The 13512-nt window shown below is 59.4% G+C and carries 11 protein-coding genes; 6 read left to right on the forward strand and 5 right to left on the reverse strand.

The features are described 5' to 3' along the window. Positions 1 to 30: 30 nt before the first annotated feature. The 5 genes from F6X24_RS12585 to tilS all read right to left on the reverse strand — a co-directional run bounded on the left by F6X24_RS12585 (position 31) and on the right by tilS (position 8018). The gene (locus tag F6X24_RS12585; RefSeq protein WP_151088337.1) at positions 31 to 663 is read right to left on the reverse strand and encodes a macro domain-containing protein; all 633 of its coding nucleotides are present in this window, start codon (positions 661 to 663) and stop codon (positions 31 to 33) included. A gap of 115 nt (positions 664 to 778) precedes the next feature. Beyond that, positions 779 to 1723: a malate dehydrogenase gene (gene mdh / locus F6X24_RS12590; protein ID WP_151088338.1), complete on the reverse strand. Its 945-nt coding sequence runs from the start codon at positions 1721 to 1723 to the stop codon at positions 779 to 781. Between the two features lie 98 nt (positions 1724 to 1821). Beyond that, entirely contained in the window at positions 1822 to 5475 is a 3654-nt protein-coding gene (locus tag F6X24_RS12595; protein ID WP_151088339.1) for an ABC transporter permease/M1 family aminopeptidase, read from the reverse strand. 68 nt (positions 5476 to 5543) lie between these two features. Next, a complete protein-coding gene (locus F6X24_RS12600) occupies positions 5544 to 6431 on the reverse strand; it encodes an ABC transporter ATP-binding protein (RefSeq protein WP_151088340.1) in 888 nt (295 codons plus the stop codon). A gap of 237 nt (positions 6432 to 6668) precedes the next feature. Continuing rightward, the gene (tilS, locus tag F6X24_RS12605; protein ID WP_229725076.1) at positions 6669 to 8018 is read right to left on the reverse strand and encodes a tRNA lysidine(34) synthetase TilS; all 1350 of its coding nucleotides are present in this window, start codon (positions 8016 to 8018) and stop codon (positions 6669 to 6671) included. A gap of 54 nt (positions 8019 to 8072) precedes the next feature. On the opposite strand from tilS, the gene F6X24_RS12610 reads away from it, so the two are divergent. From F6X24_RS12610 to porD, 6 genes are all read left to right on the forward strand, one after another. Then, positions 8073 to 9836 (forward strand): OstA-like protein, encoded by a 1764-nt coding sequence (locus tag F6X24_RS12610; protein WP_191906316.1) that lies wholly within the window; start codon positions 8073 to 8075, stop codon positions 9834 to 9836. Between the two features lie 82 nt (positions 9837 to 9918). Next, the gene (locus F6X24_RS12615) at positions 9919 to 10833 is read left to right on the forward strand and encodes an outer membrane protein assembly factor BamD (protein ID WP_151088342.1); all 915 of its coding nucleotides are present in this window, start codon (positions 9919 to 9921) and stop codon (positions 10831 to 10833) included. Positions 10834 to 10873: 40 nt separating this feature from the next. Then, positions 10874 to 11212 (forward strand): DNA-directed RNA polymerase subunit omega, encoded by a 339-nt coding sequence (locus tag F6X24_RS12620; RefSeq protein ID WP_151088343.1) that lies wholly within the window; start codon positions 10874 to 10876, stop codon positions 11210 to 11212. Between the two features lie 45 nt (positions 11213 to 11257). After that, positions 11258 to 11857: a flavoprotein gene (locus F6X24_RS19325; protein WP_151088344.1), complete on the forward strand. Its 600-nt coding sequence runs from the start codon at positions 11258 to 11260 to the stop codon at positions 11855 to 11857. A 55-nt stretch (positions 11858 to 11912) separates the two neighbouring features. Further along, positions 11913 to 12569 (forward strand): phosphopantothenoylcysteine decarboxylase, encoded by a 657-nt coding sequence (locus tag F6X24_RS19330; RefSeq protein ID WP_317132483.1) that lies wholly within the window; start codon positions 11913 to 11915, stop codon positions 12567 to 12569. Continuing rightward, on the forward strand, positions 12562 to 13482 hold the full coding sequence (porD, locus tag F6X24_RS12635; protein WP_151088345.1) for a type IX secretion system protein PorD: 921 nt from the start codon (positions 12562 to 12564) through the stop codon (positions 13480 to 13482). The genes F6X24_RS19330 and porD overlap by 8 nt, the downstream gene beginning before the upstream one ends. Positions 13483 to 13512: the final 30 nt, after the last annotated feature.

Consider the following 13512-nt stretch of genomic DNA (forward strand, 5'->3'; position numbering starts at 1 on the left):
ACCACTGCGGCTGCCTCTCCAAGCAAGTTTTTATGGAATGTCGTAATTGATATCCGACTCATTATGGGTGTAGAAGTAGGCATAGTTGGCGCACATCTGCTCCCAGCCGGCTTCGGTGCTGAATTTTTCGTGCAGTACATCTTCCCACGCCAGGCGCATCTGGCGGGCGCACACCAGCGGCCGCACCTGCCCAATGCCCGCGCCTAGCCCCGGAATAGATATGCGGTGCACCTTGTCGCTCACCAACTCGCCGGTGGCTAGCTTGCCGTAGCGTAGTAGCAGCAACACGGCTTTCATACTTTGGTACACGTTGGGCCCCCGCGTAATGGTCATGGGCGTGCGCATGGTGGGGGCCGCAATCAAGTAGGGAAACAGGCTGTGGCCGGTGGGCAGCAGCTCGGCCTGACCTACCAGTAATTCGCCATAGTATTTATCGCGAATAATGCGCTGCAAGTCCTTCTCTAAGTGCCAGCCCAGGTGCTTGGAAATGGCAAAGTCAATGCCGCCATTCATGTAGCCGAAGCTGTTGGCGGGGCTGACGAGCGCGTCGGCCGGATAATCGAAAATTGAGCCGTGATGAATGCTGACCTGCGGCACATCAGCAAAGACTTTATTCCAGGCGTCGGTTATTTCTTGGTTGGTATCAACGAGTTGTAAGTGCATGCAAGGGAGTTAGGCCGCGCTAAAGTACTACGCTGCGCACCGCGTGCCGCGTACAACGCAAAAGAGCCGCTCTCCCGAAGGAAAACGGCTCTTATAAATTGGTACCTTAGAAAACCTACGCGGCCGGGGCGGCGCTCATCTTGTCCAGCGCATCCATCACCTCTTTCACGTGGCCGCGCGAGGTTTCGAGCATTGCCTTCTCCTCGTCGTTGAGCTGCAGTTCAATCACGCGCTCCACGCCGTTTTTGCCCAGGATAACCGGGGCGCCGAGGTACACGCCGTTGATGCCGTACTCGCCTTGTAGCTCGAGGCACACCGGGAACACCCGGCGCTGGTCGCGCACGATGGCTTCTACCATTTGGGCGGCCGCCGCGCCAGGCGCGTACCAGGCCGACGTGCCCATGAGCTTCACCAGCTCGCCGCCACCTACGGCGGTGCGCTGCACAATGGCGTCCAGCTTGTCTTTGGAAATCAGCTCCGTAACCGGAATGCCGCCCACGGTGGTGTAGCGGGGCAGCGGCACCATGGTGTCGCCGTGGCCGCCCATCAGCACGGCCTGAATATCCTTCGGGCTCACGTTGAGGGCCTCGGCCAAAAAGGCGCGGTAGCGGGCCGTGTCGAGGATGCCGGCCATGCCGAATACCTTTTCGCGGGGCAGCTTGGCGGTGAGGTGCGCCTGATAAGTCATCACGTCGAGCGGGTTCGATACGACGATAATAATAGCGTTTGGTGAATATTTCACCACCTGCTCGGTTACCGATTTCACGATGCCGGCGTTGGTCGCAATCAGGTCGTCGCGGCTCATGCCGGGCTTGCGGGGCAAGCCTGAGGTAATGACTACCACTTCCGAGCCAGCGGTGCGGGCGTAGTCGTTGGTAACGCCCACGGTGCGGGTATCGTACCCGATAATGGGCGCTTTCTGCCAGATATCGAGGGCTTTGCCTTCAGCAATGCCTTCCTTGATGTCGACCAGTACAACTTCGTTGGCAATTTCACGGGTGGCGAGCACGTCGGCGCAGGTTGCGCCCACATTGCCAGCCCCAACTACGGTAACTTTCATGAGAATAAATGAAGGGTAGGAGGGAACGGTGCCAGCAAGTCTGGCGCGGTAAAAGTACGTCCAAATTGGCAGGAGCACGTTGCCCGCGCCCGAATCGCTTACAGCTTCACCTCTTTCGTATTATCGTCCAGGTTCCGGTCTATCAGCTCGTGGTAAGGGTCTACGGCCACGGAGGCCGGCTTTTGGGCCACCACGAATTGCAGCTTGTTGTCGCCGGCCACGAGGCGACGCTTGATGAGTAGTAGGGGCGGCAGGGGCTGCTTGCCGGGACCCGGCGCGGGAAAAATGGCCACCGGCACGTAGTCGTGCTCGGGGGTCGGCCGCTGGTTGCCGGTGCTGTCGGCGTAAAACTTCTGGCTCTTCACCGTGAAGTTGACCTGGTAGCGGCCATCGGGCAGCTTTTTAGCTGAGGCAGCAGTCACACGGTTTTCGTACAGCGTGATGCGGTCGAAGTTATCCGTGATAAACTGCTGAAGCGAGTCGGGTGCCGCCCGGCGGATGTAGCTGATAAACTCGGTCGAGTTGGTGTAAGGGGGCCCCTGGAAGGCTACCGCTTTCACATAGTCGTGCAGGGCCGCGTTCAGCTTTTGCTCGCCCAGGTAGTCCTGCAAGGCGTACATCACCACCGAGCCCTTGCCGTAGTGAATGTATTGCTGATTCTCGACCAGGGCCAGCGGCACCTCCTTCTTCCGCTCGAAGGCGCGGCCCTGCAGGTAGCGCCGCTGGTCGATTTTCAGGAATTTCTGCATGGTGTAGTAACCAAACGTGTGCTTGAGTACCATGAAGGCCGAATACTCGGCCATCGACTCTACCATGAGCGTGCTACCCTGCACGTTGCCCCCAATTACCTGGTGCGCCCACCACTGATGCGCCACCTCGTGGGCCGTCACGTAGAACGGATAATCAAGGTCCTCAGGGTCTTTGGGGTCAACCTTGGCAATGAAGCCAATCGCCTCCGAAAACGGAATCGTATTGGCGAAGCTCTGGGCAAACTGCTGGTAGTTCGGAAATTCCAGGATGCGCACCTGCTGGTGCTGGTAGGGTGAGAAGTTCTTGGAGCAATACGCCAGCGCGGCCTGGGCACCGGCTGCCATACGGGCCAGGTTGTAGGTGTGGCCCGGCTGGTAGTAGATGGTAATGGGGATGGTGCGGTGGCCCACTGAATCGACCCAGTTGGCCTTGTATTCCTGGTACCTGGCCGAGAGGAAGGTGTAGAAATTCAGCATCGGCCGGTCCATGGCATAGGTGAAATAGCGGCGGCCATCCTTCGTCCATTCCTTCTGCAGGTAGCCCGGCGCGATGGCCGTCTGGTCGGCCTCGGTACTTACCGTAGTGCGGAAGCGAATCCAGTCCGCATCCTGGCTGATGTAGGTATTCTGCCGGGCTTTCAAATCATTGACCGGTGCCATGCGCGGGCGCGGCTTGAGGCCATAGCTTTTGCGGGTCTGGTCGTTGGTCAGCTCAGCGTTCTCGCGGTAGCCCAGGCTGGGCAGGTAATTGGAGCTGATGAAGCTGCCATTATACACGATGTCGGTGTTGGAGTCGCTGTTCGGAAAACCCAGTTCGCGGTAGTCGATGCTCATGGTGAGCGGTAGCGAGTCGCCGGGCGCCAGCGGATGGGCCAGCCGGTAGAGACGCGTCCCCAGGGTCGTGTCATTCAGCACCAGGCTGGCCGTGCCGGGCTGGCCCAGGGCCAGCTGGCGCAGGCGTGGGTGCTGCTCGGCGGGCAAACTCACAATCACCGTATCGAGGGGCCGCGTATGCTTGTTCACCAGCATAAACTGCCCCTGAAAATGCACGCGCCTAGTGCTTGGGAAGATGTCGGTATTCAGATCTACGGCCACGATGCGCGGCTGCGCCACGTCCTTGAGGCGACGGTACTGGCGCTCGTACTGCACTTGCAGCTTTTCTTGCTGCTTGGGCGTGCGGTACTGATTGAGAATATTGGTGTTATAGTAAATAAAGCTGCCCGTGCCGATGGCAATTACTAGCCCCACCAAAGCGGCCAGCGTGCTGCTGCTGCCCCAGCGTCGGCGCGCTTCGGCCCAGCGGCCGCTCGAGTCGGTGCCGCGCACCCAAAGCAGGTTGGCCAGCAGCACAAAGAGAATAGCCCACCCCACCCAGTACAGCTTGGTCCACCAGAAAGCGGGCATGAAGTGGCCGTAGCCGTTCATGTCGGAGTGCGGCGCGCCGGGTGCCCCGCCATAGGCCAGCAGACGGTGGGTAAAGCCCAGCTGACTGCGGAATATATTGGCTACGTAATATAATATCATCACGAAGAAGCCCAGGTACTTGTTGTTTACGAGCACCTGCACTAGCATGGCCAGCACGCATAGCAGCAGCAAATAGGGTAGCATCAGGCCAAACAACGCCTGGATGTACAGCCCGATTTCGTAGTGGAAATACCCTTTCACCGTTTGCACCAGCAGCCCGCACAGCAGCACTACCGTCAGCAGCACCACCTGCACCAGGCCCAGAGCGGCCAGCTTGCTCATAAACGGCACCCAGGTAGGTACCGGCACGGCATCGGTAATCTGGGCCACGCCGGCCTCGCGCTCGCGCCACACCAGCTCGCCGCTGTAGTAAATGATGATTATCAGCAGAAACAGGAAGAATGTGCCGCTGAGCACGCTCACTGCTTCACCCGTGACGGGGTAGGTCGTGGTGTCGAAGGTTTTACCAATCTGCGAGGAGGTAGCCAGCAGAAAAATGACGCCTGCCCCTACAATGGCAGCGAAATACACGCTCCGCACGATGCCCCGAAACTCCAGCCTGGTGAGGCTCCACCACTGTTGCAGGTGCATGGAGGGAGTGAATAACTGCGCCACGCGCGGCAGCCGCAAGGTGGTAGGTGCTGGCACTACAGTATCGTCGTCAAGCACGGTCGCCGCTGCCTTTTTGCGCTTTCCGGGAGCTTTGTCCGAAGCAAAAGCTGAAAACCTGAACCGGGCGTAGCAAAACGCCAGCAGCCCCACCCCCACCGCCAGCCACACGGCCCGGTTGAGCAGCACAAAGGAGCTGAGTGGTAGCAGGCGCGTATTTTTATCGGCGGCCGTCCAGTAGCGGGTCGTCAGCTCCACGGCCCCGAGGCCAAAGGCATCAAGCGTAGCCGCCAAATGCTCATTCTTGAGGTCGGAGAGGTAGGAGTTGGCAATGAGGTAGCCCACCAAGAGCACCACCGACCCGATGTAGGTGCTCAGAATATTGCGCGTGAGCGTGGCCGTGGTGAAGAAAATAGCCCCGCTAAACAGCAGGTTGGGCAGGATAATAATCAGGTAGGGCCACAGATACGTACCGGGCGGCGTATGCGCCAGAAAGCGGTCGGCCTCGACCCAGGGCATTGCGCCCGCCACCGCCGCGCCCAGCCCCAAGCCCAGAAATACCAGCGCCGCAATCAGAAAAGAGCCCACAAACCGTCCGCCCAGGTAGCCGGCCTTGGTGATGGGAGTGGTGTAGAACAGCGGGTGCGTGCGGTACTCAAAGTCGCGGTACACAGGGTTGGCCATCAGCGACGAAGCCACGATGACACCAAACGTGCTGAGCACTCCCAGCACGATAGTGACCGAAAACGGCGCGTTGATTTTTACGGCCTGCCCGTCGCCGCCCAGGCTCACGCCCACGCCGGTGCCAAAGCCGCCGCCGGCCGCCGTCACGAGCAGGCCCGCGAGCAGCGTCAGCAGCAAAAAGTAAATCCAGGTGGCTGGCCGCCGCAACCGGTACTTCAGTTCAAAAAGGAGTATAGGCAGGAACATGGTTCTTGGAATTAAAAACTATGAATTAAAAACTGACTTAACTAGCGGGTAGTCAAGCTGGCGCGGCCTTAATTCTTAATTGCTAATTCTGAATTCTTGATTTCCGAAAAGTACACGTCTTCCAGGTCGGGGCTGACTTGCTCAAACCCCGCGCCCGGCGCGCTGTCGGCCAGCACGTGTACCACCGTTTTGCCCGCAAACAGGCGCGAGCTTATCACGCGCTGATTGGCTTGCAAGCTGGGGAGCTCGGCTTTCTCGATAAGCTTTTTCCAGATTCTACCGTGCAGCGCGTTCATTACCGTTTGCGGGTCGCCGGTTAGCAGCACTTCGCCCTTGTTGATAATGGCCATGCTGCGGCACAGGTCGCTTACATCACTGACAATGTGAGTACTGAGAATGACGATAATGTTCTCGCCAATCTCGCTCAGCAGGTTGTGGAAGCGGTTGCGCTCGGCGGGGTCGAGGCCGGCCGTGGGCTCATCCACAATAATGAGGCGCGGGTTTCCCAGCAGCGCCTGCGCAATGCCGAAGCGCTGCTTCATGCCGCCCGAATAGCCGCCCACGTGCTTTTTGCGCACGTCGTAGAGGTTGGTCTGGTGCAGTAGCGCCGCCACCATCTCCTTGCGCTCGCGGCCGTTGGCAATGCCTTTGAGGGTCGCGAAATGGTCGAGTAGCTCTTCGGCGCTCACCTTGGGGTATACTCCAAACTCCTGGGGCAGGTAGCCCAGCACCCGGCGCACTGCCTCCTTATCGCGCAGCACGTCGATATTATCGAGCATAATGCTGCCTGTATCGGCATCCTGCAAGGTGGCGATGGTGCGCATCAGGGAGCTTTTGCCCGCCCCGTTAGGCCCGAGCAGGCCAAACATGCCGGTAGGAATCGTCAGGTTTACCCCCCGCAGCGCCTGCGTGCCGTTAGGGTAGGTTTTGGAAAGGTTGGTAATGGTAAGAGACATAGCCAGTTGTAGAAAGAAGAAAGAGGGCTGGTTGATAGGTAGCTAAAAGTTTAGCTAATCCACTTAACCTTGGGCAAGATAGGGTGGGAAAGGGAGCTTTTTCCAATATAGCCGCAGGCATACGCCGAGCAATTGATTTGCTGCTTAGCAGCTTCCGGCTGGCAGCTTGGACTTGCTGTATCAAACAGTGTTTCTTTTAATAGGGGTAGCCCAGGCGCAAGTCTGGTTTTGCGCAGGCTACAGCCGCTGCACGGCCAGCACGCGCGTGCTGGTTTCCTCTACCTTAAAGCGCTCATCCACGCGCATGCCCACCACCCAGCATATTTTGCCATCGGCCGAAGTGAGCACGCGCACTTCCTCTTTGAGATTGAGCGGTACTTTCTGGTCGATGAGAAAGTCGCTCAGGTGCTTTTTGCCCTTCATGCCCAGCGGCATAAACCAGTCGCCTTCCTGCCAGCGCCGCAGGGTGAGCGGAAATTTTAGCTTATCCATATCCAGCGCGGCCGTGCTGCGCGAGCGCGGAATCTCGTAGCCTGCGCCATCGTGCCGGGTGGCGCGCAGGCGCAGGCCGTCGGCCAATAAGTCTTCCTGGGCTTCAGCTAACTGGAACGTGCCGTACTGCGTCAGCCGGCGCGGCGTGATAACGAGCCGGCCCCGGTCCTTCACCAGGCGGTGCGTGGGCGAGTCGAACTGCCGGCCGGCCGGGCCATCGAAGGCGGCCACTATTTCCTTCACCACCGGCCAGGCAAAGCCAAATTCGCGCAGCAGCTCGTGCAGCACCAAAGCCGGCGCAGCGGCAGCGGCAAGTGCAGTGATTTCAATATATATGGTATCGCCCTCGTCGCGCCTCGCCTCGGCGGCCAGGGTTTCGACGTAGCGGCGCACGATTTCTTCGGCCCCGCCCACGCGCTCGGCGGTGGCGGCCAGGGTATTATCGAGGTTGGGGTTGATTTCGCGCAGCACCGGCAGCACCTGCTGGCGCAGGCGGTTGCGCTGGTACATGGGGCTGTCGTTGCTGGCATCCTCGCGCCAGATAAGGCGGTTCTCGACCAGGTAATCGTAAAGGTCGTCCTTGGCGCAGGGCAGCAGCGGGCGCACCACGTAGCCATTTTTGGCCCGGATGCCGTGCAGGCCCGCCAGGCCGGTGCCGTGCGTCAGGTTGAGCAGCATGGTTTCGGCGGCATCGCGGCGGTGGTGGGCGGTGGCAACGGCGGCGTAGCCGTTGGTAGCGCGCACCTGCTCAAACCAGCGGTAGCGCAGCAGCCGGGCGGCCATCTGGGTCGAGATGCCTTCGCGCCCGGCAAAGGCTTTGGTTTGGAAAAACTCGGCGAAGTAGGGCACTTCGTACTGCTTGGCCAGCTTGCGCACAAACTGCTCATCGGCGTCGGCCTCTTCGCCGCGCAGGCCGAAGTGGCAGTGCGCCACGGCCAGCTTTGTGCCCAGCCGGTGCAGCACATCGAGCAGCACCACCGAGTCGAGACCGCCGCTCACGGCTACGAGCACGGTATCAGTTTCGGGGTTAAAAAGAGCGTTCTGGCTGATAAACTGGCTAACCTGGTCGAGCATGACAAATAGGAGGGAGGGCACTACACTGCAAAGATGCGCGTTAGCCCCGGCCCCGTCGCCGTAACTTTGGGCCGAATGCCGCTTCTCCGTTTTCTCTTAGCTATTCTGCTCCTGCTGCCGCTGGGGGCGCTGCAGGCCCAAAACCGCCCGGCCGCTCCGCCCACTCCTGCTGGTCCCGGTCCGCGCCCGCAGCCCGTGAAAGGAGCACCCGTCGAGCTGCTGCCCGGCACCCGCGAGCTGCGCGGCGGCGACTTCAACGGTGTAAAAATCCGCAAGCTGATTGGCAACGTAAGCTTTAAGCAGCAGGACGTTTTTCTGTACTGCGACTCGGCTTACCAGTACCTGGAGCGCAATGAGATAGAGGCGTTTAGCAATGTACGCATCGTGCAGAGCGATACCATGACCATCACCGGCGACCACGGCTTTTATGATGGTAACAAGCGCACGGCCCGCATGACCGGCCAGGTCGTGACGATGCACGACCCGCGCATGACCCTCACCACTACGGCGCTCGACTACGACCTCACCCGCAAAACGGCTTTCTACACCGTGGGCGGCCATATCGTAGACCCGAAGAATACATTGGATAGCCAGCAAGGCTTTTATGATACCAATAGTAAAGTCTTTGTTTTTAAGCGCGATGTGCACCTGGTTTCACTCGATGAGCAGGGCCAGCCCACCGACCTGCGCAACGACACGCTGACTTTTAATACCATTACCAAGATTGCCTATTTCGATGGGCCTACGCGCATTAAAAGCACCCAGGGCGACCTGTACGCCGAAAAAGGCACGTATAACACCACCACCCGCGTATCCAACTTTGCCCGCAACGCCAAGATTGACACGCCCGGCTACCTGCTCGGCGGCGACCAGCTGGTGTACGACCAGGTAAAGCTCTACGGCATTGCCACGGGCCACGTCTCGCTTATTTCCAAGAAAGATAACCTGGTGCTGCGCGGCGACCAGGGCCGCTACTGGCGGGCGCTGGGCCGCACCAAGCTCTTTGGCTCGCGGCCGGTGGTGCGCAACATCTCGGGCAAGGATACCCTCTATATGGCCGCCGACACGCTGCTGAGCGTTGAAACCCGGCCCGGCCGGGCGGTGCAGCGGCCCATTCTGTACGCCTGGCCCAAGGTGCAGATTTTCCGGGGTAAGATGCAGGGCCGCTGCGACTCGCTCACCTACGACCGTCAGGACAGTATCATTTACCTCAACCGCGACCCGGTGGTGTGGCAGGCCCGCAACCAGCTTACGTCTGACTCGATGAACCTGCGCTTCCGGCGCGGGCAGCTCGACCGGGCCAACCTGTTTTCTAATGCCTTTGCCGTGCAGGAAGACACTGTGCAGGACCATAACCAGGTGAAGGGGCGCAATATGGTGGCGTATTTCCGACGCGGGCAGATGGCGCGCATTGATGTGCTGGGCAACGCGGAGAGCCTCTACTTTACCCTCGACGGCGATACCGTGATGAGCGGGATGAACAAGTCGGTGTCGGCCAGCATGCGGCTGCGCTTTGTTGATAATAAAATCAAGCAGCTTACCTGGCTCACCAACCCCGAGGCCAGCTACACGCCGGTGCACGAGCTAAAAGATGACGTGAAGCAGCTGAAGGGCTACCGCTGGCGGGTGGCCGAGCGCCCAACGCGCCGCGTGGTCTTCGGCAAGCATTTCGCCGCCGACCTCACCCGCAAGCCGAAAGCTAAGCCAAAGTCGAAAGCATCTAAAACCCACCCGAAAGCCAGGCGCACAACGCATTCCAGACCCGCCGCCCGGCCCAAAACCGCGCCCATAAAGCCGTCCGCGTCCGCGCGGCCCGTCGCGCCTGCAACCCCCCGCTGAGTTTGGGGCTCCTGGCCTCGCAGCCCCGTAGCGGAACTACCTGCGGTTTGAGCGTCGTTTTACTTGTACCTTTGCCCTTTGTATGCAATTCTCCCGTTTGATTACCGCCGCCCTGCTCACCGGCACCCTTGCGCTGGGGTCGTGCACTGGCTATCAGAAGCTACTCAAAAGCGGCACCGTGAACCAGAAGTACGAGGCAGCCATTAAGTATTACGATAGTGGCGACTATTTCCGCTCGGGCGCCCTGCTTGAGGAGCTCATTCCGTTGCTTAAAGGCCGGCCCGAAGCTGAAAAGACGCAGTTTTACTTCGCTAACACGAATTACAAGCAGCGCAACTACGTATTGAGCGCCTACTACTTCAAGCAGTTTATTGATACGTACCCCAACTCGTCGCAGGTAGAAGAGGCCTCTTTTCTGCGAGCCAAGTCGCTGTTTCGCGACTCGCCCAGCTACGAGCTCGACCAAACCAACACGGTAACGGCCCTGGAGACTATTCAGGATTTTCTGAATACCTATCCGACCAGCCAGTTCCGGCTGGAAGCGGAAAGCATGTCGCAGGAGCTGCAGAAGAAGCTGGAAAACAAGGCGTTTCAAAGCGCCAAGCTGTATTATGCCCTGCGCTATAACCAGGCGGCCGTAACGGCGCTCGGCAACTTCGAGACGCAGTTTCCGGGCTCGGCTTACGGCGAGCAGGCCGACTTTATCCGCTTGTCGGCCCAGTATGCCTGGGCCAGGGAAAGTATCGAAGCGAAGCAGCGCGAGCGCTACCTGGATGCCGTCTCGTTCTACCAGCACTTCATTGACACCTATCCCCAGAGCAAAAACCTGCGCACGGCCCAAACCATGTACGACGACAGCCGCGCCGAGCTGGAGCGCCTCAAAGCTATTCCCGAAGCCCAGGCGGCCGCGCAGGCCGCCGTGGAGCAGGTAAATGCCACGGCCCCCGCGCCCCGCTCGCAGTCGTCGGGCCGAAGTGGTGGCCGCCGGGGCCACTAAGCAACAACTCAGTATCTATTCTAACGAAGTGTAATTTCTCATGAAAGCTCCCGCCTCCGCCTCCATCATCACCCGCAACCTGGCCGACATCACGACCGACAAAAACAACGTGTACGAGGCCATCTCCATCATCTCGAAGCGCGCCAACCAGCTGTCGGTGAAGCTGAAAGAAGAGCTGGCCGACCGCCTGGCCGAGTTTGCGACCACCGTCGACAACCTCGAAGAAGTATTCGAAAACCGCGAGCAGATTGAAATCAGCAAGCAGTACGAGCGTCAGCCCAAGCCTACCAGCCAGGCTATCGAAGAGTTTATTGCCGGTGAGCTGCACTACGAAACCCCGGAAGCAGCCCCGGTAATTATTCCCCGCGAGCTGTTCTAGGCAGCCCGATGGCCGTTGCTTGCCGATTGTTAACCGTTTTGCCTGATGACTGCCCCCCAACAATCGCCCGGTAGCCGCGTGCCATCAATATTGCAAAAACGGCATATTCTGCTGGGCGTAAGCGGCAGCATCGCCGCTTACAAAGCCGCCCCGCTGGTGCGCCTGCTGGTGCAGGCCGGCGCCGAGGTGCAGGTTATTCTCACCGAAGCGGCCGCCGCCTTTGTGACGCCGCTTACCCTAGGCACTCTCTCCAAAAAGCCCGTCCTGACGGGCTTTTTGCGTGATGCGGCCAGCGGGCAGTGGCACAACCACGTCGAGCTGGGCCTGTGGGCCGATGCCTACCTGATTGCGCCAGCCAGCGCCAACACGCTCGGCCAGCTGGCTAACGGCTTGTGTCCTAATCTGCTAAGTGCCGTGTACCTGTCGGCCCGCTGCCCGGTATTTCTGGCTCCGGCAATGGACCTCGACATGTACGCCCACCCGGCCGTGACGCAGAATATCCAGCGCCTGCGCTCGTTTGGCAACCACGTTTTTGACTCGCCCAGCGGGGAGCTGGCCAGCGGCCTTAGCGGCCCCGGCCGCATGCTGGAGCCCGAGCAGATAGTGGCAGAGCTGGAAAAGTTCTTTATGGATAAAAAAAAATAGAACGTCATGCTAAGCTTGCCGAAGCATGAAATTCTATTGTGAAAATTAATAGAATATGATGCGCGTTCTCCTCACCGCTGGCCCCACCTACGAACCGCTGGACCCGGTGCGCTTTCTGGGCAACCGCTCGACGGGCAAAATGGGCTACGCGCTGGCCGAAGCGTTTGCCGCGACCGGCGCCAGCGTCACGCTCATCAGCGGGCCCACGGCGCTGGCGGCGCCAGCCAACCTGCTGATAACGACCTTGCGCGTTGAAACGGCCCAGCAGATGTATGAGGCGGCCGCGGCCGCCGCACCGCTGGCCGATATCTGGGTATTTGCCGCCGCCGTGGCCGACTACCGGCCGGCGACAGTGGCCGCCGAAAAGATTAAGAAAGCGGGCGATACCTTGACCCTGACGCTGGTAAAAAACGTGGATATTGCCGCTACGCTCGGCCAGACCAAGCGGGCTGAACAATTTGCGGTCGGTTTTGCGTTGGAAACTACCAACGAGCTGGCGCATGCCCAGGACAAGCTGCACCGCAAAAATTTCGACCTGGTAGTACTCAATTCTCTGCGTGATGCCGGGGCTGGCTTTGGGCACGACACTAATAAAGTGACCGTGCTCGACCGGGCCGGCGAGGTGCGTAGCTTTGAGCTACAAGCCAAAACCGAGCTGGCCCGCACGCTGGTAGCGCTTATTCTGACTCATTTTACTGCTATATATGCGTAAAGTATTCTTTCTGTTCGGACTGCTGGCTACGGCTATGCTGGCCCGCCCCGCCCAGGCGCAGGAGCTGAACGCCCAGGTGGCCGTGTCGCTGGAAAATGTGACAATTACGGACCCCACGCTCGTGCAGCAGCTGCAGAAGGACATGACCGCCTTCCTCAACACGCGCACCTGGACCCGCCAGACGTACCGGCCCGAGGAGCGCATCAAGCTGCGCGTTTTTGTGGGCATCACGGCGGTTCCGCAGAATGGCTCGTACCAGGCCACCATGCGCCTCATTGCTACGCGGCCGGTATATGGCACCGGCTACGAAACTAACCTGCTGAATATCAACGACCGCAGTTTTAATTTTAACTATACGCCCCAGACGCCGCTCGATTATGCGCCCAGCAACTTTGTCAATAACCTGTCGTCGCTGCTGGCCTTTTATGCTTACCTGGTTATTGGCACCGACCAGGACACCTTTGCCCGGCTCGGCGGCACGCCTTATTACGACCAGGCGCGAACTATTTTGCAGTATTCAGCAACCCAGACGCTGACCAGCGAGTCGGACCCTGGCTGGACCGATGCTAGTCCGCGCAACCGCTACTGGCTGCTCAATAACTTGACCGACCCGCAGCTCGAAGCCTTCCGGACCGGCCTCTACGCTTACTACCGGCAGGGAATGGATATTTTTATCGAGAAGCCCGAGGAAGCGCGTACCTCCATTATGGCTGCTCTCACGGGTATTCAAAAAGCCAATTCAGTACGCCCCAATACGTTGTTTTTGCGGGCCTTCTTTGATGCCAAGGCCGATGAGATTACCAATATCTTTCGTACCAGCACCGATGCGCAGCAAAAGCAGCAGCTCGTGGCGCTGCTAACCGATGTGGACCCGGGGAATTTAGCTAAGTATCAGACAGTTATCAAGCAATAAAGGGGGCTGGTTTGTCCTTGCCGCACTCTG

The sequence above is a fragment of the Hymenobacter baengnokdamensis genome (assembly GCF_008728635.1).
GTDB classification, from domain to species: Bacteria; Bacteroidota; Bacteroidia; order Cytophagales; family Hymenobacteraceae; genus Hymenobacter; species Hymenobacter baengnokdamensis.